Below are 23,520 nucleotides of genomic sequence, written 5' to 3'. Positions count from 1 at the left end.
TTGCTGGCGGATCGCGTCGATAGAGTTAGTTGCCATGGTTTCAGACGAACCCTTGTGGGGTTGAAGTGTCTCTCGGGTCGTCGACCAACTCCCACAGACCCCGTTTCAGACGAACCCTTGTGGGGTTGAAGTCGACTCGTCAGCGCCAGTCATCGAGGGGGATGCGATTGTTTCAGACGAACCCTTGTGGGGTTGAAGTCGCCGGGGCGACCCGCACATGCTGCTCATCGGGTTTCAGACGAACCCTTGTGGGGTTGAAGTGCCGACCGGTTGTCGAGGTTCTCCGCGGAACCGGTGTTTCAGACGAACCCTTGTGGGGTTGAAGTGATAAGGTGCACGGAGACACCGTGCAGGGCTACATCGGTTTCAGACGAACCCTTGTGGGGTTGAAGTGACCACTGGATGGCGCTCGAAGGCGCGACCGACGTCGTTTCAGACGAACCCTTGTGGGGTTGAAGTTCGACCACTGGTGTCTTCGTCCGTGACGATCTTCGAGTTTCAGACGAACCCTTGTGGGGTTGAAGTTCGAAGACCTGGACGAGAAAACACGATGACGGGTTTCAGACGAACCCTTGTGGGGTTGAAGTGGCTGTTGAGACACGCATTGATTATTCCGTCCGAGTTTCAGACGAACCCTTGTGGGGTTGAAGTCTCGGCCGCGTCACAGAGGTCCCCGACGCGGAGGCCAGTTTCAGACGAACCCTTGTGGGGTTGAAGTGACAGGAGGATCGTGTCGGCGACCGTGTCGTCGTGGTTTCAGACGAACCCTTGTGGGGTTGAAGTTCAACACTCACGTCGGGAAACAAATCGTGCGGTCGGGTTTCAGACGAACCCTTGTGGGGTTGAAGTTCCTCGAACGCCCCCGGCTTGAGCGGGGCGATGACGGTTTCAGACGAACCCTTGTGGGGTTGAAGTGAGAAGCTAAGCATCGACGAGTCGGCCCACTCGCGAAGTTTCAGACGAACCCTTGTGGGGTTGAAGTGACGGTCGCTGACTCGACCTCGAAGAACCCCGCGTGTTTCAGACGAACCCTTGTGGGGTTGAAGTGCGTCCGCGTCCGTCTGCGCGGTGTTCCCGTACTGTTTCAGACGAACCCTTGTGGGGTTGAAGTGTTCTTGCAAGAGCGAAGCCGTCGCTCGTCGAGCAAGTTTCAGACGAACCCTTGTGGGGTTGAAGTTTCCCGAGGTCAGTCAGGTGCGTGTCGAGAAGGTACTCGTTTCAGACGAACCCTTGTGGGGTTGAAGTGGAACGTGGAACGAGGCTGTCCGCGCGGCAGGATTGTTTCAGACGAACCCTTGTGGGGTTGAAGTCGACGACCGTGATTTCGTCTTCGACGCCGACCTTGCCGGTTTCAGACGAACCCTTGTGGGGTTGAAGTCACTTGCGGGAAGACCTCACGGATTCCCAAGAGATGTTTCAGACGAACCCTTGTGGGGTTGAAGTGAGGAACTTGTCCGGCCGACCGAGCGTGTCGAGTTTCAGACGAACCCTTGTGGGGTTGAAGTCGCTCGCGACCCTCCGCGCTACGAACTCGACGCCAGTTTCAGACGAACCCTTGTGGGGTTGAAGTTCTTTATAATCCACCGACCAGTCAATCCGACCGTCGTTTCAGACGAACCCTTGTGGGGTTGAAGTCTGTCACGGTGTGCGGACTGCAGACTCGTCAGCGCGTTTCAGACGAACCCTTGTGGGGTTGAAGTATAGACACACACGAACGACACCCACGCCGGGCACCGGCGTTTCAGACGAACCCTTGTGGGGTTGAAGTAGCTGTTGAGACACGCATCGATTATTCCGTCCGACGTTTCAGACGAACCCTTGTGGGGTTGAAGTATGGGTTTGAGGGTCTTTGGTTGGCCGCGACGGCCGTTTCAGACGAACCCTTGTGGGATTGAAGCATCGCGGACTCTGACGGGTCGGACGTGTCGGCCGGGTTCCAGGCGAACCCCTGTGGGATTAAATCGAAGAGTCGTTGAGACGAAAACGCGCGAGAGAGACAGAGCCCGGCGCTACGCCGCCTCGGCGTACATCGCCACCAACTCGTCCGCGTTCGACTGCCACGAGTAGCGCTCTTCGATGACCGCCCGGTTCGTCCGGCCCATGCGGACGGCCTCCTCGGGGTCGGAGACGAGTCGGGCGAGCGCCCGCGCCAGTTCCTCGGCGTCGCCGGGTGCAACGAGAATTCCGCGGTCGTCGGTGATGACCTCGGGGATACTGCCGACGGGCGTGGTCACGATGGCGTTGCCGCCGGCCATGCCTTCGAGCATGGCGATGGGAAGCCCCTCCGCGTAGGTCGGGAGGACGAACACGGTCCCGCGGCCGAGGAGGTCGCGTTTGTCCGCCTCGGAGAGGAAGCCGAGATACGAGACGTTGTCGTGGGCGTCGGCGACGGCCTCGGCGCGGTCGGCGTGGGGGCCGCGGCCGCCGATGCTCACTTCGAAATCGAGACCGGGCGTCGATTCGAGTCTCTCGACGGCGTCGAGGAACTCGCGGATGCCCTTGCGGTCGATGAGGTTCGAGACGAAGACGAGGTGGACGGGGTCGGTCGGGTACGTCGGGTCGTACTCCGCGGGCTCGACGGCGTTGGCCATGACGTGGACCTTCTCCTCGCCGGCGAGGCGGGAGACGAGGCCGCGCCAGTACTCAGAGAGGACGACCACGTCGTCGACGGCGTCGAAGACGAGCGACTGGAGTCGGCGGACGACCCGCGAGTCGGTGGCGAGGAAGTCGTCGAACGACGAGCCGTGGATGTGGAGGACGACGGGGACGCCCCAGACGTACTTCGAAAACAGGGCGAAGAACGCCGCGCGGTAGAACGAGTAGGTGTGCGACGAGTGGACGTGGACGATGTCCGGGCGTCGCTGGAAGGGAAACAGGGCGACGGCGACGAGCGACGAGAGGAGCATCCGCGCGGCGAGTTCGAGCCCCTCGCCCTTCGGCGCGGTGTAGCGCGTGTAGACGCGCACGTCCATCCGGTCTTCGAGGTAGCGACGCTGTTCGGTGATGTATCGGTCGATGCCGCCGGTTCCTTTCGGGCCGACGATGAGGAGTGTTTGCTTGGGCTTCATGGGTTGGTTCTGCGGGTCGTGGTCGAGGAGTCGCGGACTCCGACTCGAGTCGCGGGACGCGTCGAGGCGGGCGCGAGCGCGCGCCGGTCGATACGCGAAAATTGGGCGGTTCAGGGGTTAGTTATGGGTCGGTTGACCGTCTTCGAGGGCGGACGGAGACGCCGCGGGAACGCCTTCGATGACGTCGGAACGTCGGCGACGGCGGCGGGGTCGCGACGAGGCACCGACTACGCCGGAACGGTGTGTCGCGTCAGCGAGTCCACCGTCTCGACGGAGCCGTAGTTCAGCGCCACCTGGACGATGACGTCGGTGAGGTTGACCTTGTCCGCGAGGAGCGCGTCGCGCTTGTCGGCCCAGCGGGCCTTCGCGCCGTCGTCGGCGAGGAGTTCCTCGGCGCGGGCCATCACGTCGTCGAACGATTTGAGGTTGGAGATGAGTCCCTGCCGTTCGAGTTCGACGAAGTTGCCCATGTCGTCGTCGCCGACGAAGGAGTTCGACCGGATGGCGGGCGTCCCGAGGAGCGCCGCCTCGGTGACCATGGTCTGGGTGTCGGCGACGAGCAGGCTCGCCTCGGCGAGCACGTCGTGGACGAGCGCGGGGTGGAAGTCGAACGGCCGGGTGTCGAGGTCGCCGTCGCGGCGCTCCTCGCTCTCGTCGAGGACGAAGACGGTCGCGCGCGCGCCCAACATCGAGATGAGTTCGCGGCGGCGCTCGGGGGTGAACCCGCCGTGACCCACGTCGTGGTGCGAGCCGAACGCGTTGAACCGGACGACGACGAATTTCTCGTCGGGACCGAGGCCGAGTTCGGCCCGGATATCGACCGAGGGCTCGTACACGTCGGGGTGGAGGTACGCGGTCTCTTTGAACCCGCGGAACTGGTAGTGGTTGTCCGCGAGGTCCTTCCCGAAGGTGTGCGGCGTCAGAATCGCCTTGGCGAACGGCCGGGAGACGACGTGGTCCAGCGAGGTCGGCTCGGAGTCGAGCAGGAGGACCACGGGCGTCCGCGAGACGGCCCCGGCGTGGGCCGCGTAGCCGCCCATCCCGAAGATGAGGTCGGGTTTGAACCGCCGCACGGCCCGGAAGATGTTGACGTAGTGGAACGGGAGCGACCTGAAAAGCGAGTACTTCGTCGTCCCGCAGGAGCCGTAAATCTCGTGGGGGAGGTCGTAGTATTCGAGGAGGTCCTTGGTACAGCCGTAGTCGCGGCCGAGGACGAGCACGTCGTGACCCATCGCCTGAAGCTCTCTGACGGCGTACTTGTAGAGGTGGACGTGCGCGGGCGTGTTGGTGAAGAACAGGTATCGCATACTCTCTGGAGATGCCACGCGCCCCGCAAGAGTAGTTATACGGCGTCTACCCACCGATTTCGGTCGAGTCGACGCCGACCGCCGACAGCGAAAATCGGCCCGAAGTCGTTACGGTCGCCATAACAAAATCCGGACGAGCACTCGGGTTCCCTGACCGGGCGCTCGCGCACCGTTTCGCCCATCCGCACCCGACGCGGGAGGAAATCTCGCCTTCCACAACCGCTCGCCGACGCGCCCCACAAACCAGATGTCTCAAACGCCTATCCCCACTCGCACCCCCCAACGACGAACCGCCGACACGGACGCGACGGCGCGGGGCCACTCGACCGGAACGACGAACCGCCGACACGCGGCGGCTGGACCGACCGCAACGACGAACCGGCCGACCGCAACGACGAGCCGACCGACCGGGAGCGACCGCTGATGTTCCCGTGGGAACACGCCGCCGTCGGCTACATCCTCGTCTCTCTGTGGGCGCGGGTGACCGGCCGGCGACTCGACGGCTGGGCCGCGCTGGCGGTGCTGTTCGGAACGCAGTTCCCCGACCTCGTCGACAAGCCGCTGGCGTGGTCGTTCGGCATCCTCCCGAGCGGTATCTCTGCGGCGCACTCGATTCTCGTCTCCATTCCGTTCTCGATAGCCGTCGTGGCCGCCGCGCGGCGCTACGGGGCGACGACCGTCGGGGTCGCTTTCTCCCTCGGCTACCTCTCGCACATCCCCGCGGACCTGCTGTACAACGGCTTTTTCTTCGGGAACTACGGCGTGATTCGGGCGTTCCTCTGGCCGCTGTCCCACGGGAGCGAGTCGTCGATGGGCGGCTTCTTCGCCCAGACGTGGTTCTACCTGCGCCGTTTTGTCGTGTTCCTCCGCCGGCCCGGGGCGTGGATTCTGGTCGCGTTCGAACTCGCGTTGCTCGGGAGCGCCTTTCGACTCTGGCTCGGTGACGGCGCGCCCGGTGTGGAGCTTCTCAAGCGCTCTGTGACCGGAATCCGCCGCGGCGTTACGAAGTGACTGCGACCGGAATCCGGGCGGCAACCACTCCATAACAAAGCCCTCACCGAGACTGAATTTCGCTAAGGCAGGCAGACTCCCCGCCGACATGATATGAGATTCCAGATTTTCCAGTCGACCCGGCCGACCGCTGAGTCGACACAGACGGCCGACGGAGCGCGACCGACGCGAGGTGGACGCCGATGAGCGCCGAGGTGGGCGTCGAGTCCCACGTCGACGACGGCGTCACCATCGGCTACGGCGACGGCGACGACCCGGTCATCGGCGACCGGGCGCGAATCCGCGCCGGCACCATCGTCTACGACGACGTGACCATCGGCGACGACTTCGTCACCGGCCACAACGTCCTCGTCCGCGAGCACACGGCCATCGGCGACCAGGTCCTCCTCGGGACCGAGACGGTCGTCGACGGCACCACGACCATCGGGTCGCGCGTGAGCATCCAGACGAACGTCTACATCCCCACCAACACCCGCATCGGCGACGACGTGTTCGTCGGGCCGGGCGTGGTGATGACGAACGACCCCTATCCGGTCCGCACCGACGCGGAGCTGGTCGGTCCGATAATCGAGAACCACGCCTCAATCGGCGCGAACGCGACGCTCCTCCCCGGCGTGACGGTCGGCGAGGGCGCGTTCGTCGCCGCGGGCGCGCTCGTCGTGAACGACGTGCCGCCGCGCACCCTCGCCGTGGGCGTCCCCGCCGTCCACCGCGACCTGCCGGAACAACTGCGGGGAGAAAACAGGATACGACGATGAGTGCAGACCACATCCCCATCGCCGCGCCCCAACTCGGCGCGGCGGAACGAGACCGAATCGCGGCCGTCCTCGAAAGCGGCATGATAGCTGACGGCCCCGAGGTTCGGGGCTTCGAGCGGGAGTTCGCCGACTACTGCGGGGCCGACCACGGCGTCGCCACCTCGAACGGAACGACGGCGCTCCACGCCGCGCTCCACGCGCTCGGCGTCGGCCCCGGCGACCGCGTCCTGACGACGCCCTTCACGTTCATCGCGACGGCCAACGCCGTCGCTTTCGCGGGCGCGGAGGTGGACTTCGTCGACATCGACCCGCGGACGTACAACATCGACCCCGACGCGCTCGAAGCGCGACTCCGGGCCGGCGAACGGGTGGACGCCGTCATCGCGGTCCACCTCTACGGCCTCCCCGCCGATATGACGCGGCTCGCGGAACTCGCCGAGGAGTACGACTTCCTGGTCGTCGAGGACGCCGCGCAGGCCCACGGCGCGGAAGTCGAGGGACGGCGCGTCGGCTCCTTCGGCGACGCCGCGTGCTTCTCGTTTTACCCGACGAAGAACATGACCACGAGCGAGGGCGGCATGATTACGACCACCCGCGCCGACGTCGCCGAGCGCGCCGCCCGATTCGTGGACCACGGCCGCGTCTCCGGCTACGAACACGCCGAGGTCGGACACAACTTCCGCATGACGAGTCTCGCCGCGGCCATCGGCCGGGTCCAGCTCGAACGCCTCCCCGAGTTCACTCGCGCGAGACAGGCCAACGCCGCCGCGCTCACCGAGTACCTCGAAGGGTCACCGGTCACGACGCCCCACACGCCGCCGGACCGGACCCACGTCTTCCACCAGTACACCGTCGCCTGCGACGGTATCGAGCGCGACGCCCTCAAGTCGTACCTCGGCGCGAAGGGCATCGCCACGGGTGTCTACTACCCGAAGCCCGTCCACAAGCAACCCGCCTACGAACACCTCGCGGTGTCGGCCCCCGTCGCAGAGGAAGCCTCGGAACGGGTGCTTTCTCTCCCGGTCCACCCCGGACTCAGCGAGGCCGACGTGGAGCGCATCGGGACTGCGGTCGCCAACTACGTGGAGGTGGCGAGGTGAGCCGAGAACCCGCCGAACTCCGCGCCGACGGCGGCCGAGAGCGGCCGGTCCGAGCGGGCGTCATCGGCGTCGGGTCGATGGGGTCCAACCACGCGCGAGTCTACGCGGAGCTTCGCGGCGTCGAACTGGTCGGCGTCGCCGACGCGGACGCAGAACGCGCCGCCGAGGTCGCCGCCGACTTCGGCACCGACGCGTACGGAATCGAGGACCTGCTCGACCGCGTGGACGTGGTGACGGTCGCGGTGCCGACGCCCTACCACGCGTCGGTCGCCCGGCAGTGCATCGACGCCGGCGTCCACGCGCTCGTCGAGAAACCATTCGTCGACGACCTCGGCGTCGGCGCGGAGTTAGCCGCGCTCGCGGAGGACCGCGGCGTCGTGCTTCAGGTCGGCCACATCGAGCGGTTCAACCCGGCCGTCCGCGCCCTGCCCGACCTCCTCGACGGCGTCGAACCCATCGCAATCACCGCGAACCGGCTCGGGCCGCCGCTGAACCGCGAGATGGGCGACGGCGTCGTCATGGACCTCATGATTCACGACATCGACGTGGTGCTCTCGCTGGTCGACGCCGAGGTCGACCGCGTGGCCGCGACCGCCACGCCCGACGAGCAGTACGCGACGGCGCAGTTGACCTTCGAGAACGGCGTCATCGCCTCGCTCACGGCGAGCCGACTCACCCAGCAGAAGACGCGGACCCTCGACATCACCGCGCGCGACCGACTCATCCGGGTGGACTACCTGAACCAGTCGGTCCAGATTTTCCGCCAGTCGCGGCCGGACTACCTCCGGGACAACGGGGGCGTCCGCTACCGCCACGAGGTGGTCATGGAACAGCCGATGATTTCCACCGGCGAGCCGCTGAAACACGAGTTACAGGCGTTCGTCGACGCCGCCACCGACGGCGGCCCGGTCTTCGTCTCGCCGGCTGACGGCCTGCGCGCTATCGACCTCGCCCGACGCATCGAGACCGACGCCGAGTCGACGGTTCGGAGCGTCGAGACCGCGGAGAACGCGACGACCACGGAACCATCGGAGGGCCGGCAATGAGCCGCGAACGCCCCGGACTCTACGGCTCCGACCGCTCGCCAGACGAACAGAGGCGGGCCCTGCGCGCCGGCGAAGTCCCCGTCGCGGTGTACGGCCTCGGGAAGATGGGCCTCCCGCTGGCGGCCGTCTACGCCCGCGCGACGGGCAACGTCACCGGCGTCGACATCAGCGAGGACGTGGTCCGCGGCGTCAACGACGGCGAGTGCCACGTGGCGAAGGAACCGGGACTACCCGAGTTAGTCGCCGAGCAGACCGAACGCGGCGCGCTCCGGGCGACCACCGACAGCGTCGACGCGGCCGAGGGAGCCGCGATTCACGTCATCATCGTCCCGACCCCGCTGACCGACGACCGCGAACCCGACCTCGCGGCGTTCGAGGCCGTCCTCGACAGCATCGCGCGGGGCCTCGCGCCCGGCGACCTCGTCGTCGTCGAGTGCACCGTCCCGCCGGGGACGAGCACGGACCTCGTCGTCCCGTATCTCGCGGACCGAAGCGGTCTGTCGGCCGGCGAGTTCGGCGTGGCGTTCTGCCCCGAGCGGACCTCGTCGGGGCGGGCGCTCCGCGACATCACCGAGTCGCACCCGAAAATCGTCGGCGGCGTCGACGCCGAAAGCACCCGCGTCGCGGCGCTCGTCTACGGCGAGATTACCGCGAACGAGGTGATTCCCGTGGGCGACGCGACGACCGCCGAGGCCGTGAAGCTGTTCGAGGGCGTCTACCGCGACGTGAATATCGCGCTCGCGAACGAACTCGCGCGGCTCCGCGACGACCTCGGCATCGACGTGACCGAGGCCATCGACGCGGCCAACACCCAGCCGTACTGCGACATCCACGCGCCCGGGCCGGGCGTCGGCGGCCACTGCATCCCGTGGTATCCGTACTTCATCACGAGTCGAGTGGACGCCGAGACGCCCCTCCTCCTGACCGCCCGCGAGGTCAACGACAGCATGCCGGCGTTCACCGCCGACAAACTCCGCGACGAGCTGGCCGCGGCGGGCCGAGAGATTCGGGGGGCGACCGTCGCCGTCCTCGGCGTCACCTACCGCCCCGGCGTTGCCGAGACCCGCGCGACGCCCGCCGCGGGCGTTATCGACCGACTGAACGACCTCGGCGCGACCGTCCTCGCGGTCGACCCGATGCTCCCCGACGAGGTCGTCGCGTCCTTCGGCGCGACCCCCGTCTCGCTCGCCGACCTCCCGACCCGCGCGCTCGACGCGGCCGTGGTCGTCACGCCGCACGAGGAGTTCGACGGCATCGACTGGGCCGCCTTCGACGACCTCGTCGTCGTCGACGGCCGCGGCACCCTCGGCGACATCGGCCACCGCGTGTACGAAATCGGCGGCGGACCGCGGAGCGGGGCGTCCGAGACCGAATCGGAGCTGGAGGCCGAAGTTGCAGTCGAGGCCGACTCGGCGCACGGAGGGCCGGGCCGATGAGCCGTCTCAAAGTGCTCTCGGTCGTCGGCGCCCGCCCCCAGTTCATCAAGGCGTTCCCCGTCTCCGACGCGCTCAGACGCGACCACGACGAGGTGCTCGTCCACACCGGCCAGCACTACGACGAGTCGATGTCGGGCGTGTTCTTCGACGAACTCGACATCCCGGAGCCGGACTACAACCTCGGGGTCGGCTCGGGCGGCCACGCCGCCCAGACCGCCGAGATGATGACCCGGCTGGACGCCGTCGTCGCCGACGAGGCCCCGGACGTGGTGCTCGTCTACGGCGACACCAACTCCACGCTCGCGGCGGCGCTCGTGGCCGCGAAGCGCGACCCCGCACTGGCGCACGTCGAGGCCGGCCTGCGGAGCCACAACTGGGCGATGCCCGAAGAAGTCAACCGCGTGGTCACCGACCACTGTTCGGACCTGCTGTTCGCGCCCTCCGAGTCGGCCGCCGAGACGCTGGCGGCCGAGGGCATCCGCGACGGCGTCTCCGTGACCGGCGACGTGCAGTACGACGCGGTCCTCCGGGTTCGCGAGGCCGCCCGCGAGCGGTCGACGATACTCGGCGACCTCGACCTCCGAGACGGCGAGTACGTCCTCGCGACGGTCCACCGCGCCGCCAACACCGACGACCGCGACCGACTCGAAGGCATCGTAGAGGGGTTGGCGTCGTCGGAGCTCCCGGTCGTCTTCCCGGTCCACCCCCGGACCGAGGGGGCGCTCGAAGCCAGCGGCCTCTGGTCGCGGCTCGCCGACGCCGAGAACGTCGTCCTCGTGGAGCCGGTCGGCTACCTCGATTTCGTCCGCCTGCTCGACGGCGCGGAGCGCGTCGCCACCGACTCCGGCGGCGTCCAGAAGGAGGCGTTCTACCTCGATACCCGGTGTCTCACGCTCCGCGACGAGACCGAGTGGACCGAAACCGTCGATGCCGGCTGGAACGTCCTCGTCGGCGCGGACGCGACCGCGATTCGGGCGGCGCTGGCCGACGACGACCCGCTCCCGGAGAAGCCCTCGCTGTACGGCGACGGGAGCGCCGCCGAGCGAATCGTCGCCGCGCTCTCGGAGTACGAGGATGCGTGATTCGAGTACGCGCGATGCGAGCGTTCGCGAGGTGAGTCGCTCGTGACCCGCACGGAACCGAGCGAATCTGCCCCCGGCTTCGCCGTCTGTCTGACCCACGACGTGGACCGCCCGTACAAGACGTATCAGGGGCTGTACTACGCGGCGAAGTCGAATCCCGGCTACCACCTGCGGACGCTCCTCCGGCGGGAGAACCCCTACTGGCAGTTCGAGGATATCATGGCGCTCGAACGCGACCTCGGCGTCCGCTCGTCGTTCTACTTCCTCAACGAGCCGAGCCTCCTCGAAACGGGGTCGCTGTCGGACTGGCTCGAACCGAAGAACTGGGTCGAACACCTCGGCCGGTACGACCTCGACTCGGAGTCGGTCGCCACCGCCGTCCGCGACCTCGACGAGGGCGGCTGGGAGGTCGGCATCCACGGCTCGTTCCGGTCGTGCGACGACTTCGACCGCCTCCGGGCCGAAAAGCGAGAACTCGAAGCGGTGCTCGGCCACGAGGTCGTCGGCGGCCGACAGCACCACCTCAAACTCGGGCCGAACACGTGGCGCTACCACCGCGAACTCGGCTTGAAGTACGACGCCAGCCCCGGGTCGAGTTCGGAAAACGGCTTCCAACACGGCTACCGGCCGTTCAGACCCTTCGGCGACGACTTCGTCGTCTTCCCGCTGACGCTGATGGAGGTGTCGCTTCCCGACCCCGGGTCGGCGTTCGACGAGGCGTGGGCGGAGTGCGAGCGCCTCTTGGACGAGGCCGAGGCGAACGACGCCGTGATGACCGTGCTGTGGCACCCGCGGTATTTCAACGAAGACGAGTTCCCCGGCTACCGCCGGCTCTACCGCCGCATCGTCGAGCGGGCGCTCGACCGCGGCGCGTGGGTCGGTCCCGTCGCCGGCTACTACCGGACGTTCCTCGCCGAGCGCGATTCCGGCGAGGAATCGAGCGAGACGGAGACCGAAAGCGCGACCGCCGGCGGCGCGGGCCGCTCGCCGTCGCCGTAGAATCCGACGTCGTCGGTCGGTATCGGCCCCATAACAAAGCCACCAGCGGGCTTCCTCTCGGACAGCCAGTACCCTCAGAGAGGCCATTCTGTATCATGAACCCATCACCGAAGACACAGTATCAACGCGACGCCGGCACCGACACGGAGCGACTCCAACGGTACGTCGACGTGCTCGACGACGTGCTCGACTACGCCCGCGAACGCGACTACAAGGGCTGGGACTACGGCGACGGTATGAGTAGCAGGCTCCTGCTTTCGGTCCCCATCGACAACCGCTGGTTCAACCTCGCGGTCCAGGAGTTCATCAAGCGCTCGCCCGTCAACGTCCGCCCGTTGTTCCTCGTCGAACAACGCCGGAACTTCAAGGGCATCACGCTGTTCGCCATGGCGAACCGGACCCGCGCCCAGTTGGCCGAGTGGTTCGACGGCGACCGGCCGGCGGAGACGTACCGCGACGACGCGGTGGCGCTGACGGAGTGGCTCGTGGAGAACCAAGCCAAGGGTCACAGCGGCTTCGCCGGCAGTCACCGCCACGTCATCCAACACATCTCCGGTCGCAACGGCCCGCGGTCGGGGATTCCCCACTCGCCGAACATCGTCTCGACGTCCTACGGCGTCAAGGCGCTCCTCGCCGGCCGCGAGTTCGACCCGGACTACCCGGACATCGCCAAGACCGCCGTGGACGTGATGCTCGACGACCTCAACTACCGACCCAAGGACGACGGCGCGGTCATGGACTACTACCTCTCGCACCCGAAGGACAGCTACACGCTCAACGCGCTGGCCATCGGGGCGCGACTGTTCGTCGAACTGTACGACCACTTCGGCGACGAGGAACTGCTCGAACGCGCCGAGAAGGTGTACGACTTCGTCGCGTCGAAGCAGACCGACCGCGGCGGCTGGTACTACCGCGAGCCCGCGAGCGCCTCGCACCTCTCGATGGACAACCACCACAACGGCTTCATCGTCGAGTGCTTCCAGCGCTACGAGCAACTCGTCGGCAGTGGCCGATACGACGAGACGCTCGAACGCGGGCTCGACTTCTACGCCCGCGAGCTGTTCGACGAGGACGGCGCGCCGAACTTCGACGAGGAGCACCCCTACCCGCGTGACATCCACGCGACGGCCCAGGGCATCCTCGTGTTCACCTACGCCGGACAGTACGACCGCGCCGAACGCGCTATCGACTGGGCGCTCGCGAACATGTACGTCCCGTCGGAGGGTCGGTTCTACTTCCGCAAACACCGCCTGTACACCAAGCGCATGACGCTCATGCGGTGGTGTCAGGCGTGGATGGCCTACGCCATCGCCGAGTACGTGGCCACCAGAATCGCCGACGAACCGACCCACGGCTACGGCATCGACGCCGACGGTATCGAGCGCCTACGGGCGGCGGCAGAGACTCCCTGACGGCGGGCAGGCCGGCGCGAACGCTGGCTAGTCGCTTCATAACAAATCCCCGTCCTCCCGTCACAGTAGTCCGAGAATGTCTTTTCGAATGATACACGCAGACGCGGCCCGGCCGGACCGCGGGTCGATTTACGGGGCCGCCGCGTCAGCCGGTGAGTCGGCTGATTTCGGGGGGTTTGAACGGGGAGTTGGAGGTCGTCGAGTCGGGCGAGACAGTCGGGCCAGCCCCGAACCGTGTCGTCGAGGGCCGCGGACGAAGTACGAACACCTGACGTCTCCCAGCCCATGACCATCGAGATTACCGAGTTCGACCACCGGGACCGCGACGAGTGGGACACGTACGTCGAGCGGTCGAGTCAGGCCAGCCTCTTTCACCAGTACGAGGCGCTTCGGCTCCAGGCGAAGTACTCGAACTCGAAGCTCCACCTGCTGGTCGGCTACAAGACCGAGGAGCCGGTCGGCCTGTTCCCCGTCTTCGAGATTCGAAAGGGGCTGGTCAAGACGGCGTTCTCGCCGCCGCCGCACATCGGCGTCCCCTACCTCGGACCCGTGATGCTCGACGCCGGCAACATCAAGAGCCGCAAGTTCGAGCGCCGCCGCAACCAGTTCATCGACGGCTGTACCGAGTGGATAGGCGGACACATCGGTCCGAACTACACGCACGTCCGCGTCGGCGACTACTACACCGACATGCGGACGTTCCTCTGGGGAGGCTGTGACGTATCGCCGAAGTACACCTACAACGTCGACCTGACCCGCGGCGAGGACGACCTCCTCATGTCGTTCAGCCGGAGCGCCCGGCGGAACATCCGCGACGGTCGAAAGCTCGTCTCCGGCATCGAAGAGGGCGACCGCGACGATATCTGTTCGATTCTCACGCTGGTCAAAGACCGCTACGAGGAACAGGACCTGTCGTTCGACGTGCCGCCGCAGTTCGTCATGGACCTGTACGACTCGCTTCCGGCGGGGCAGGTCCGGCCCTACGTCTTCCGGTACGACGGGACGTTCGTGAGCGGGATTATCGTCCTCCAGTACGGGGACACGCTCTACCGCTGGCTCGGCGGCGTCCGACCCCAGCGGGACTTCGGCATCGACGTCAACGACCTGCTGGACTGGCGTATCATGCGCGACGGGATGGACGACGGGATGCGCCGCTACGACCTCGTCGGCGCGAACAACCGCCGGCTCAACCGCTACAAGAGCAAGTACAACCCCGAACTCGTCACGTTCTACCAGATCGAACACGGCGCGCTCCCGGTCAGAACCATCGCGCACCTGTACAAGAGCCGCCTCGGCCCCGGCATCGAGATGCTGTCCCGGGGAAACGGGAACGAGGCGAGCTTCCCGTCGCGGCTCGTCTCGGGGTTCCTCCACCGATGACGACGCGCTCGACGTACCGACCGACGACCACCCAACCACACGACCACGACACATGTCACAACTCCGTATCGAACCCCTGAGCCTCGACGAGTGGGGAGCCGCGCTCCCCTCGTCTGGCACCGAAGTCTTCCACACCCCCGCAGTGCTCGCCGCCATCGACGAGCACTTCGACGGTGAAATGCACCTGTTCGGCGTCTTCAAGGGCCAAGAGCCGGTCGCGCTGTTCCCGACGTTCGTCCGCCGGAACCCCCTCGGGCGGGTCGTCGTCTCGCCGCCGCCGTCGATGGCGATTCCCTACATCGGGCCGGTAATGATGCCGAACAGCCCGAAACAGAGCGCCTACGAGTCGGTGAACCGCGAGTTCGCCGACCTCGTGGTCGAGGAACTCGGCATCCGCTCGAACCGGACGTTCGTCCGCCTGCTCTGTTCGCCGGCGTATCTCGACCCCCGCCCGTTCGAGTGGACCGGTTTCGCGGTCAAGCCCTCGTTCACCTACCGGCTCGACCTCGGCGGGCGCTCGCTCGACGAGATACAGGCCCAGTTCAGTAGCAGTCTCCGCCGCGAGATTCGGCAGGCGCGCGAACTCGACATCACCATCGCGGACGAGGGACTCGACGGTGCTCGCGTCGTCTACGACGACGTGGTCTCGCGGTACGACGAGCAGGACGAACCGTTCGGGATGCCGTGGGAGTTCGTCGAGTCGCTGGTCGAGAACCTCGGCGACCGGTGTCGGGTGTACGTCGCCCGCGGCCCCGACGGCGAGTACCTCAGCGGGATGATCGTTCCCTTCTCCGACGAGGTGGGCTACTTCTGGCTCGGCGGCGCGCGCGGGGAGTACGACGGCGTCAGCATCAACAGCCTGCTTCACTGGACCATCATCGAGGACATCGTCGAGGACGAAGCGCTCGCGTCGGTCACGGAGTACGACCTCGTCGGCGCGAACACGGAGCGGCTCTGCAACTACAAATCCAAGTTCGGCGGCGAGCTCGTCCCGTACTACGTCGTCGAGTCGACCGGCGTCGGGATGAACCTCGCAAAACGGACCTACCAACTCCTGAACAAGGGGTCAGAGCGAATCGCCACGAAGTAAGCGGAACGCGAACGCGGACGCGCAGGTGCCGCGCCGAACGACCGCAGTCACGTCATCTGCTGAGTTTGGATGACGTGCCAGATGTTCTCGGCGTCGTCAGTGATGCCGTACACCCGCCCTTTTCGGCGCTGTTCCGGGACGAGGAGTTCCACGAGCGAGCGGTCTCTGAGCTCCTGCAACGCCCGCGAGACGTGGGCGACCGCGCTCTCCGAATCGGTGGCGATCTGCGTCGGCGTCGCCGGGCCCTCGGAGAGCCGCTCAAGCACGGAGATGCGGTAACGGGAGCTGATGACGAATCCCACGTCGTCCCACGGCACGTCGTCGCCCCCGTCGACGGAGCTCACGCAACGCCCACCTCGCCTGTGGAGACGGGTCGGAAAGCAATCGAGTCGGAGCGTTCTTTCGGGGCCGTTCGGCGGGGAAGAGAGACGGCGGCCCGGTGGCGGCGGTCCGTATCGCTCGCGGCGGTCGCGGCGGTCGGCGACGGGAAGACCACCGACAGTGGCGGAAACGTATCTTCCGAAAACAGGCGCATTAACGGAAGATTAACCGCGATGTCGGCGGGGGCCCGGCGTGCCGGCCGCATCGGTTCGATGCGCATTCGTTCGTTAGTACGAACTTAATTACATAAAGTCATCGTTTGAATTATATTCACGTGTTCGTGAGAGTCTGGGATATTTGAACGTCTCGTTGACAGGAGTTCGGTCGGTGCCGACTCGCGAGAGCGACGACGAGGCTCATATCCGTCTCGCTCGTATCGGCTGGTATGGCACGGAATCGAACGCTCGGACGACTCGGCATCGTGGGTGCCGGCGGCGCACTCGCCGTCGGCGTTCTCCTCGCCGCAATCCGGGCGCGAACCGACGATACGGCCGCCCGACTGCTGGATACGCTCCGGCGGGAGCGCGTCGAATCGACCTCGGACGTCGGCGGGGCGGGGACTGACACACCGGATACCACCGACCTTCCCGCTCCAGTTCGGCGGTATCTCGACCGCGTGCTTCCCGACGAGCCCCCGCTCGTTCGGTCGGTTCGGCTCCGCCAGACGGGCGAGTTCAGACTCGGGGACGCGGACTCACCGTGGAAACCGATGACGGCGACCCAGCACTACACGGTTGACCCGCCGGGGTTCGTCTGGGACGCCCGAGTCGACCTCGTGCCGTGCCTATCGGTTCGAGTTGCCGACGCGTTCGTCGGTGGCGCGGGGACGCTCGAAGCGACGCTCCTCTCGGTGGTCACCGTCGCGGACGCCCCGCGGTCGCCCGAGTTGGACGAGGGCGAACTCTCCCGATACCTCGCCGAGATGGTCTGGTTTCCGACCGCGTTTCTCCCCGGCCACGGCGTCAGTTGGGAGCCGAGAGACGACCGCTCGGCCCGCGCGACGCTCTCCCACCGCGGGTCGACCGCGACCGTCGTGTTCCACTTCGACGAGACCGGCGAGATAACGCGGGTCACCGCGGACCGGTGGCGCGAGACGGGCCACGGCGAGTACGAGCGGCGTCCGTGGACGGGACGGTTCCACGACTACCGCGAAGTGAACGGGTTTCGCGTCCCCACGGCGGCCGAAGTGGCGTGGACCCTCCCGACGGGCGACCTGCCGTACTGGCGGGCGACCATCGACGACGTGGCGTACGACCCGCTTGCGACGGCGGGACAGGGGTCGGCGACGTCGTCAGCTCCGAATTCGGAATAGCTACGGCGACCGGCGGAGATTCACGACTCGATGACCGACTCCCCGTCTCCGCTTCGAATCCTCCTCACCAACGACGACGGCATCGACGCGCCCGGCATCGCCGCCATGCGCGAGGAGCTCACCGCCGTCGGCGACGTGACCGTCGTCGCGCCCGCCGAGAACCAAAGCGGCGTCGGCCGCGCCCGCAACGAACACGCGGTCCGCCGCGACCACCCGTGGGGGTACGCCCTCGAAGGAACCCCCGCGGACTGCGTCGCCTACGGTCTTCGCGGCCTCGACGCCGACTTCGATATCGTCGTCTCAGGTATCAACGACGGCCCGAACGCGGGCAACTACGTCGTCGGCCGGTCGGGCACCGTCGGCGCGGGCGTCGAGGCCGCGTTCCTCGGGACGCCCGCCATCGCCGTCTCCAGCTACCACGCGCGGGACTTCTTCTGCCACCCGCCCGAGGAGTACGACTTCTCTCGCCCCGCGCGGGTCGCCCGCGACCTGACCGAGCGCGTCTTCGGCACCGACGTGTTCGACGAGGTCGACCTCTTGAACGTCAACGCCCCGGCGGACGTGCCGAGCCCCCGGATGCGCGTGACCCGCCCCTTCGCGGACTACGACCAGCAGGTCGACCACCACGCCGACGCCGGCGCGCTCCCGGACGGCGACCGCGAACACGACCTCGACGACGGCGAGGTCTACGTCCGCCTGCAGGACATTTCGTGGCCGGACGCCGTCGGCTTCGAGAACCCGTTCCCACTCGACGACGAACACCGCGACCGCTATCCGGTCGGGAGCGACCGCCGCGCGATGGTCGACGGCGAGGTGAGCGTCTCGCCCCTCGCGGTCCACCACGGCAACGCGACGGACCCGCGGCTGGCGAGCATCGTCGAGAGCCTCTCCGAGCAGGTGGAGTAGCGCGGAGCCAGACAGAAGAGACCGCGTTACGACCGCGCCAACTTCCCGGTCTGCGAGAGGTACGCGGCGAGGTCCGACGTGGTGATCATCCCGATGACGCCTTCCTCCTCGTCGACGACGGGCATATGGTGGAAGCCGTGTTCGGTCATCGACTCCGCGACGGCGACGATGGAGTCCTGTGCGCCCGCAGTAATCACGTCGGTGGTCATGTACCGCTCGACGGTCGTCTGCGCTTTCGGCTGGCTCTTCGCGACGATGTCGACGAAGTCGGTCGTCGTCAAGATACCTTCGAGTCGGTTGTCCTCGTCGACGACGACAACCGAGCTGATGTTGTTGTCCAGTATCAACTGCGCCGCGTCTTCGACGAGCGTGTCTGGGGTGACCGTGTGGAGGGCCGTGGACATGAGCCTCGCGACGAATACGTCTTCCATAGTAATTGCTGACAGACGGGGCGGTTAAATGTTGGCTTCGGCTACAGTTTGGTCGGAAAACCCACGGACGCGTCCGGGACTCGCTCGTCGGAGCGCCGGTGTGAGTTCGCGGTCGTCGACGGGTGCGGGCTCCGGCCGCGACCGCGACGTCGCGGGGCTTAATTCCCCGGCGACGTAACCGGGGGTATGGGAAGCACACAAACTGCGACGTTCGGCGGCGGCTGTTTCTGGTGCGTCGAAGCCGCGTTCAAGGAGCTCGGCGGTATCAGCGAGGTCACGTCGGGCTACACCGGTGGCGAGACGGCGGACCCGACCTACGAGCAGGTCTGTTCGGGGGACACCGGCCACGCCGAAGTCGTGCAGGTCGAGTACGACCCCGCAGTCGTCGGCTACGACGAACTGCTCGACGTGTTCTTCGCGGTCCACGACCCGACGCAACGCAACCGACAGGGACCTGACGTGGGGACGCAGTACCGCTCTATCGTCCTGTTCCACGACGACGAACAGAGACGGCAGGCGTCGGCTTACATCGAGGCGCTCGACGAGGAGTACGACGACGACGTCGTCACGGAGTTGGTCCCGCTGGAGACGTTTTACGAGGCCGAGGAGTACCACCAGGACTACTTCGAAAAGAACCCCAACGACGCGTACTGCCAGTTCCACGCGAGCCCGAAAGTCGAGAAGGTCCGCGAGAAGTTCGCCGACAAACTCGCCAACTGAGCCGGGCGCGGCGGCCGCGTGTACACCACGATGTCCGCAGTATCTGCCGTCGAGCGACGCTGAATAATCGTTTTTCTCGGATTACGGTCGAGCCGATCGGAATCCGGGAAGTTCGAACAGCCGAGACGGTGCGAACGTCGCGAACGGCCGAAACCGCGCAGAGAGCGCGGACAGCCAGAGCAGTTGAGACGGCCCGGACATCGAGGACAGTCGAAACTGCCGACGCGGTTTGCACTGCCGACGAATCGCTAACTGTTCGTGCGTTGTGAAAGTTATAAAGTTTGTAAGATTTTCACAATTTGTGGAAATTATAGAGTTTGAGCGATGTATGGGCCCCGTGGGATTCGCGCACTCCGTGCGATTTGGGCACTCCGTGAGATTCGTGCACCGTGAGAGATGTGAGGAATGCGAGCACCGCTCCAAAGTCGAGCAGTTCGGTCGCTCGAAATCGCTCCAGAACGCCCGAAACACGGCCGAATCGACATAGAACTGTTCCGAACAGATTACGATTTGTACAAATTTCAAAAATTGTATAAAGTGCAGAGAGTGCAGAATGTAGACACAGCGCCGACGGTTCAAAAGTCGTGGATAAAATTATGTGGCACGGTGCGGAAGGTCCGTTCGAGCCCTCAAATGTCCGCACAACTCGCAATTCCGACGAAGTTCGCACCACTCAGACGGGGGGTACAGCGTAGACAGTGTACAATTTGTAGAAATTTCTCTTCGGAGGAAGACCGATAGATGCCGCGAGCCGTGAGCGTCTCGCTCCAGAAAGGGGGCGTCGGAAAGACGACGGTTGCCATCAACCTCGCGGACGCGCTCGCCGCGCGGGGTAATGACGTGCTACTCGTCGACCTCGACCAGCAGGGGAACGCGACCGAGGGCGTCGGACTGAAAGACGCCTACGAGTCGGCCGAGCCGAACATCGGCGACGTGCTGACCGACGACGACCCAATCGACGTGCACGAGGTGATACGCGACCGCGAGAGCTTCGACGTGCTTCCCTCGCACGTCGACCTCGACGACATCGAAGACCGCGTTCGGAACTCGACGTTCGGCGTGCTCTGGGTCCGCCGCCGAATCGTCGACCCGCTTCTCGGCGACGGCTACGACTACATCGTCATCGACTCGCCGCCGAGCCTCGGGCCGCTGTCCGACGCGGCGCTCATCGGAACCGGGAACGTCGTCGTCCCGCTCCTCATGAGCGAACCGAGCGTGAGCGGCTTCGAGCGGATGTTCGAACAGCAGATCGGGCCGATTCGCCGCGAGGTCGACCTCGACATCCTCGCAATCGTCCCGAACGACCTGACGGGGAACAACGAGGAAAAACGCATCATCCGCAACCTCGAAGACTCCCCCTTCGAGCGGTTCATCCCGCCGTTCGCCCACTCGGACCTGTTCGACGACCCCGACTCGAAGGGCCCGGGAATCAGACACCGAATCGCGTTCAGTCGCGCCTGGCGCGACGGGAAGACACTCCGTGAGTACGACCCCTCGAACGACATGTTGGACCGACTCGACCAGCTCGCGGAAATCGTCGAGCGCGGAGGGACGAACGATGCCTAAGGAGAACCGATTCGCCGGCCTCGGCGAGGCGATGGAATCGGAGTCAGAGGCCGACGACGAGGAGACCCCAGACGAAGCCGCTTCCGACGCGTCCGAGAACTCGGATTCCGAACCGGCGGTCGAGTCCGAGACTGCGGACGAATCCGAGTCGGAAGACGCGAGCGAGGAGTCGGATGGCGGCGACGAGAAGCAGAAAGGTGACGGCGAAAGTAACGAAGGCGAGGAGCCAGACGAGAGCGACGAACTAGACGAAAACGAGAAACTCGATGACGCCAAGGAAGCGGCCGAGTCAGACACAGGAGAAGAGAGCGCGGAAAGCGTCGACGACACGGAACAAGCGACAAAAGCGAAGGGCGGCCCGGCGTTCGAGTTCGAGGCGACGACCGCCAAGAGCATCTACGTCCGAACCGCGACGCTCGACCGACTGGACGACGCCGAGTTCGAAGTCGAGTCGCTCCTCCGCCGGAAACACGACGTGCGCGACCTGACCGGCCGCGAGTTCCACGACGCACTCGTCCGCGTCGCCGCCGAATACCCCGAAGAAATCGCCGACGCCGTCCTCGAAGCCCGCGACGAGTGACGCGCGGCGGGCCAGTGAGCGAGACGAGGAGACGGGGCAACGATTTCGCGCGCGAAGAGCGTGAGGACGGAACGCCGAGGAAACTGTTCGAACACCCGAAGAACAGCGGACGACGTGGTGTTCCAGACGGAGGGTTCCGTCCGAGTATCGGGACAGTCGGTGACAGCGGGTTCGAAGTCGAGACGGACGACGACCGAACACCGTGGCGTCCGCTGTTGTCGCAAACGCGATTTGACGGGTAGATTACGCACGTCGAAAGGCGCGACACCGAACACCAGTATGTCCGCTGTTATCCCAATAGAAGCCGCGAAGAGAGGCGCTATCGCCGAAATAAAACGTCGTAGACGGATTGGTACACCACAATGTCCGCGGTTCTAGTAAGCGGCGAAAATAGCCGATTACCGCGGACATGGTGGTGTTCAAAGCGGTTGGAAACCGGTCTCGAAGAGTACTCGGCGCGTCCGGCAAACGCTCGTTTCGAGACGCGCGTTTCGAGAGGTAGTCAATTGGTAGTCAGTTCCGCGTGGAACAGGCAGTATCGCAACGCGGGAGAGAACCGTTTCGTCAGTCCGTAACGCGCGGAAGAGAATCGCTTCGGCTATCGGACGCGAAACCAACACCACGATGTCCGCAGTAATCGCAATCGATGTCGCCTACTGCTCGATGAAGTCGTCGAGCGTGCTCGTCTTCTCTCCGTCGAGGAAGGGTTCGACCGTCTCGTGGACGCCCACGAGTTCGATGGTATCGCGCATGGCCGAGACGATGAGTCCGACGTCCATGTCGAGGGCGTACTCGCGGTACGTCCCGCCGCGTCGGCCCTCGTTTCGCTCGGTGACCGAGACGATACCGAGCATCGCGAGTTCGCTGAGGTGGTCGCGCATCCGTCGCGGGACGAGCGGATCGCGGTTGGCGAGTTCGGTAAATCGGGTGTAGCGGGGGCGAACGTCGCGGGAGCGAATCGGCGTCTCGTCTTCGAGTTCGAGCGTCAAAAGCGAGTAGAGGACGAGGTGACCGTGTTCGGTCAGGCCGTTGATGCCCTCTTTGATGCGGCCGCGTTCGAGGGCGCGCCGACCGCGCTTGACGTGTTCTTCCTCGATGCGGTCGGTGTCGTCGTCGCGGGCCAAATCACCGGCTTTCATCAACAGGTCGATGGACTGGCGGGCGTCACCGGCGTCTTTCGCGCCGTAGGCGGCACAGAGCGGAATCACCTCGTCGGCGAGCACGCCCTCGCGGAACGCCACTTTGGCGCGCTGTTCGAGGATGGCGCGGAGGTTCTTCGCGTTGTACGCGGGGAAGTGAATCTCCTGTTCGCACAGGGAGCTTTTGACCTTCGGCGAGAGGTCGTCCCGGAACGAGAAATCGTTGGAGATGCCGATGAGGCCGACTTTCGCCGCGTCGAGGTTCCCGTTGGCCCGCGCTCGCGGGAGTTGATAGAGGATGCTGTCGTCGTTGACGTGGTCGATCTCGTCGAGGACGATGATTATCGTCCCGCCGCAGTCGTCGAGTTCCTGCCAGAGCATCTCGTAGACGGAGCCGAGCGGGTAGCCCGTCGTGCTTATCTGGTTCGACTCCGACCGGAACTCGTTGACGAGTCGAGTGGCGATCTGATACGAACTCGTGAGTCCGTCGCAGTTCAGGAAGACGACGGTGAGGTGGATGTCGTCGTAGTGGCTCGCGTCCTCGCGGAGGTGACCGAGAAGGTACCGCGATGCGGCGGTCTTGCCAACACCGGTCTTCCCGTAGAGGAAAATATTGTTGGGCTGTTCGCCGTTGATCACAGGTTGGAGTGCGGCCTGAAAAGTGCGGAGCTCCTCGTCGCGCCCCACGAGTTCCTCGGGCTGGTAGTCCTCCCGGAGGGCGTCCCTGTCCCGATAAATCTCGGTGTCCCGCTCGAATAGGGGCATAGTACCACGGTTCGACCACTTTATTGATAAA

The 23,520-nt window shown here is 65.7% G+C and carries 20 protein-coding genes and 1 CRISPR repeat array (1 of these 21 only partly in view); of the genes, 15 read left to right on the top strand and 5 right to left on the bottom strand.

Features of this window, described 5'->3' with window-relative positions; all coding sequences use genetic code 11:
- A CRISPR array of direct repeats spans positions 1–1,898; the repeat unit is 30 nt; unit sequence GTTTCAGACGAACCCTTGTGGGGTTGAAGT; it reaches 358 nt to the left of the window's first position.
- A 111-nt stretch (positions 1,899–2,009) separates the two neighbouring features.
- Together ACFQI8_RS00790 and ACFQI8_RS00785 are read right to left on the bottom strand one after the other, a co-directional pair.
- The gene (locus ACFQI8_RS00790) at positions 2,010–3,068 is read right to left on the bottom strand and encodes a glycosyltransferase family 4 protein (protein ID WP_390242193.1); all 1,059 of its coding nucleotides are present in this window, start codon (positions 3,066–3,068) and stop codon (positions 2,010–2,012) included.
- 227 nt (positions 3,069–3,295) lie between these two features.
- The gene (locus ACFQI8_RS00785) at positions 3,296–4,375 is read right to left on the bottom strand and encodes a DUF354 domain-containing protein (protein WP_390242192.1); all 1,080 of its coding nucleotides are present in this window, start codon (positions 4,373–4,375) and stop codon (positions 3,296–3,298) included.
- A 423-nt stretch (positions 4,376–4,798) separates the two neighbouring features.
- Between ACFQI8_RS00785 and ACFQI8_RS00780 the strand changes: the two genes are divergently transcribed.
- The 10 genes from ACFQI8_RS00780 (at position 4,799) to ACFQI8_RS00735 (ending at position 15,689) form a co-directional block, all read left to right on the top strand.
- Positions 4,799–5,386 (top strand): metal-dependent hydrolase, encoded by a 588-nt coding sequence (locus ACFQI8_RS00780; RefSeq protein ID WP_390242191.1) that lies wholly within the window; start codon positions 4,799–4,801, stop codon positions 5,384–5,386.
- Between the two features lie 182 nt (positions 5,387–5,568).
- Positions 5,569–6,144, top strand: coding sequence for an acyltransferase (locus ACFQI8_RS00775; RefSeq protein WP_390242190.1), 576 nt, complete (start codon positions 5,569–5,571; stop codon positions 6,142–6,144).
- The gene (locus ACFQI8_RS00770; protein ID WP_390242189.1) at positions 6,141–7,244 is read left to right on the top strand and encodes a DegT/DnrJ/EryC1/StrS family aminotransferase; all 1,104 of its coding nucleotides are present in this window, start codon (positions 6,141–6,143) and stop codon (positions 7,242–7,244) included. Before ACFQI8_RS00775 ends, ACFQI8_RS00770 begins: the two co-directional genes overlap by 4 nt.
- Complete coding sequence (locus ACFQI8_RS00765; protein ID WP_390242187.1) at positions 7,241–8,290, top strand: Gfo/Idh/MocA family oxidoreductase; 1,050 nt, start codon at positions 7,241–7,243, stop codon at positions 8,288–8,290. The genes ACFQI8_RS00770 and ACFQI8_RS00765 overlap by 4 nt, the downstream gene beginning before the upstream one ends.
- Positions 8,287–9,726, top strand: a complete 1,440-nt coding sequence (locus tag ACFQI8_RS00760; protein WP_390242186.1) for a nucleotide sugar dehydrogenase — start codon at positions 8,287–8,289, stop codon at positions 9,724–9,726. The genes ACFQI8_RS00765 and ACFQI8_RS00760 overlap by 4 nt, the downstream gene beginning before the upstream one ends.
- Positions 9,723–10,808 carry a non-hydrolyzing UDP-N-acetylglucosamine 2-epimerase gene (gene wecB, locus ACFQI8_RS00755; RefSeq protein ID WP_390242185.1) on the top strand — a complete coding sequence of 362 codons (1,086 nt, stop codon included), beginning with the start codon at positions 9,723–9,725 and terminating at the stop codon, positions 10,806–10,808. The genes ACFQI8_RS00760 and wecB overlap by 4 nt, the downstream gene beginning before the upstream one ends.
- A gap of 42 nt (positions 10,809–10,850) precedes the next feature.
- On the top strand, positions 10,851–11,807 hold the full coding sequence (locus ACFQI8_RS00750) for a polysaccharide deacetylase family protein (RefSeq protein WP_390242184.1): 957 nt from the start codon (positions 10,851–10,853) through the stop codon (positions 11,805–11,807).
- Positions 11,808–11,902: 95 nt separating this feature from the next.
- Positions 11,903–13,219, top strand: coding sequence for an antibiotic ABC transporter permease (locus tag ACFQI8_RS00745; protein WP_390242182.1), 1,317 nt, complete (start codon positions 11,903–11,905; stop codon positions 13,217–13,219).
- A gap of 285 nt (positions 13,220–13,504) precedes the next feature.
- Positions 13,505–14,599: a lipid II:glycine glycyltransferase FemX gene (locus ACFQI8_RS00740; RefSeq protein WP_390242180.1), complete on the top strand. Its 1,095-nt coding sequence runs from the start codon at positions 13,505–13,507 to the stop codon at positions 14,597–14,599.
- Between the two features lie 52 nt (positions 14,600–14,651).
- Entirely contained in the window at positions 14,652–15,689 is a 1,038-nt protein-coding gene (locus ACFQI8_RS00735) for a lipid II:glycine glycyltransferase FemX (RefSeq protein ID WP_390242179.1), read from the top strand.
- A 47-nt stretch (positions 15,690–15,736) separates the two neighbouring features.
- On the opposite strand, the gene ACFQI8_RS00730 is transcribed toward ACFQI8_RS00735, so the two are convergent.
- Positions 15,737–16,033 carry an ArsR family transcriptional regulator gene (locus ACFQI8_RS00730; RefSeq protein ID WP_390242177.1) on the bottom strand — a complete coding sequence of 99 codons (297 nt, stop codon included), beginning with the start codon at positions 16,031–16,033 and terminating at the stop codon, positions 15,737–15,739.
- A 422-nt stretch (positions 16,034–16,455) separates the two neighbouring features.
- Between ACFQI8_RS00730 and ACFQI8_RS00725 the strand changes: the two genes are divergently transcribed.
- On the top strand, positions 16,456–17,382 hold the full coding sequence (locus ACFQI8_RS00725; RefSeq protein WP_390242175.1) for a DUF6920 family protein: 927 nt from the start codon (positions 16,456–16,458) through the stop codon (positions 17,380–17,382).
- Positions 17,383–17,412: 30 nt separating this feature from the next.
- Complete coding sequence (gene surE, locus ACFQI8_RS00720) at positions 17,413–18,288, top strand: 5'/3'-nucleotidase SurE (RefSeq protein WP_390242174.1); 876 nt, start codon at positions 17,413–17,415, stop codon at positions 18,286–18,288.
- Between the two features lie 26 nt (positions 18,289–18,314).
- Here surE and ACFQI8_RS00715 read toward each other — a convergent pair whose 3' ends face one another.
- The gene (locus ACFQI8_RS00715; RefSeq protein WP_390242173.1) at positions 18,315–18,719 is read right to left on the bottom strand and encodes a CBS domain-containing protein; all 405 of its coding nucleotides are present in this window, start codon (positions 18,717–18,719) and stop codon (positions 18,315–18,317) included.
- A gap of 186 nt (positions 18,720–18,905) precedes the next feature.
- Here ACFQI8_RS00715 and msrA point away from each other — a divergent pair, with 186 nt between their 5' ends.
- The 3 genes from msrA to ACFQI8_RS00700 all read left to right on the top strand — a co-directional run bounded on the left by msrA (position 18,906) and on the right by ACFQI8_RS00700 (position 21,585).
- Complete coding sequence (msrA, locus tag ACFQI8_RS00710; protein ID WP_390242171.1) at positions 18,906–19,439, top strand: peptide-methionine (S)-S-oxide reductase MsrA; 534 nt, start codon at positions 18,906–18,908, stop codon at positions 19,437–19,439.
- Between the two features lie 741 nt (positions 19,440–20,180).
- Positions 20,181–21,005: a ParA family protein gene (locus ACFQI8_RS00705; RefSeq protein ID WP_390242169.1), complete on the top strand. Its 825-nt coding sequence runs from the start codon at positions 20,181–20,183 to the stop codon at positions 21,003–21,005.
- Positions 20,998–21,585: a DUF7970 domain-containing protein gene (locus ACFQI8_RS00700; protein WP_390242167.1), complete on the top strand. Its 588-nt coding sequence runs from the start codon at positions 20,998–21,000 to the stop codon at positions 21,583–21,585. The genes ACFQI8_RS00705 and ACFQI8_RS00700 overlap by 8 nt, the downstream gene beginning before the upstream one ends.
- A 653-nt stretch (positions 21,586–22,238) precedes the next feature.
- Here ACFQI8_RS00700 and ACFQI8_RS00695 read toward each other — a convergent pair.
- Positions 22,239–23,489: an orc1/cdc6 family replication initiation protein gene (locus ACFQI8_RS00695; RefSeq protein WP_004967771.1), complete on the bottom strand. Its 1,251-nt coding sequence runs from the start codon at positions 23,487–23,489 to the stop codon at positions 22,239–22,241.
- Positions 23,490–23,520: the final 31 nt, after the last annotated feature.

The organism is Haloferax chudinovii (assembly GCF_042663345.1).
GTDB lineage: Archaea > Halobacteriota > Halobacteria > Halobacteriales > Haloferacaceae > Haloferax > Haloferax chudinovii.
This window is presented reverse-complemented; position numbering and strand designations above follow the sequence as displayed.

Coding starts and splice junctions, on each gene's coding strand:
- ACFQI8_RS00785 (WP_390242192.1), bottom strand. CDS start 4,375: ATGCGATACCTGTTCTTCACCAACACGCCCGCGCACGTCCACCTCTAC.
- ACFQI8_RS00770 (WP_390242189.1), top strand. CDS start 6,141: ATGAGTGCAGACCACATCCCCATCGCCGCGCCCCAACTCGGCGCGGCG.
- ACFQI8_RS00700 (WP_390242167.1), top strand. CDS start 20,998: ATGCCTAAGGAGAACCGATTCGCCGGCCTCGGCGAGGCGATGGAATCG.
- ACFQI8_RS00695 (WP_004967771.1), bottom strand. CDS start 23,489: ATGCCCCTATTCGAGCGGGACACCGAGATTTATCGGGACAGGGACGCC.
- ACFQI8_RS00775 (WP_390242190.1), top strand. CDS start 5,569: ATGAGCGCCGAGGTGGGCGTCGAGTCCCACGTCGACGACGGCGTCACC.
- surE (WP_390242174.1), top strand. CDS start 17,413: ATGACCGACTCCCCGTCTCCGCTTCGAATCCTCCTCACCAACGACGAC.
- ACFQI8_RS00780 (WP_390242191.1), top strand. CDS start 4,799: ATGTTCCCGTGGGAACACGCCGCCGTCGGCTACATCCTCGTCTCTCTG.
- ACFQI8_RS00705 (WP_390242169.1), top strand. CDS start 20,181: ATGCCGCGAGCCGTGAGCGTCTCGCTCCAGAAAGGGGGCGTCGGAAAG.
- ACFQI8_RS00790 (WP_390242193.1), bottom strand. CDS start 3,068: ATGAAGCCCAAGCAAACACTCCTCATCGTCGGCCCGAAAGGAACCGGC.
- msrA (WP_390242171.1), top strand. CDS start 18,906: ATGGGAAGCACACAAACTGCGACGTTCGGCGGCGGCTGTTTCTGGTGC.
- ACFQI8_RS00740 (WP_390242180.1), top strand. CDS start 13,505: ATGACCATCGAGATTACCGAGTTCGACCACCGGGACCGCGACGAGTGG.
- ACFQI8_RS00735 (WP_390242179.1), top strand. CDS start 14,652: ATGTCACAACTCCGTATCGAACCCCTGAGCCTCGACGAGTGGGGAGCC.
- ACFQI8_RS00715 (WP_390242173.1), bottom strand. CDS start 18,719: ATGGAAGACGTATTCGTCGCGAGGCTCATGTCCACGGCCCTCCACACG.
- wecB (WP_390242185.1), top strand. CDS start 9,723: ATGAGCCGTCTCAAAGTGCTCTCGGTCGTCGGCGCCCGCCCCCAGTTC.
- ACFQI8_RS00725 (WP_390242175.1), top strand. CDS start 16,456: ATGGCACGGAATCGAACGCTCGGACGACTCGGCATCGTGGGTGCCGGC.
- ACFQI8_RS00760 (WP_390242186.1), top strand. CDS start 8,287: ATGAGCCGCGAACGCCCCGGACTCTACGGCTCCGACCGCTCGCCAGAC.
- ACFQI8_RS00745 (WP_390242182.1), top strand. CDS start 11,903: ATGAACCCATCACCGAAGACACAGTATCAACGCGACGCCGGCACCGAC.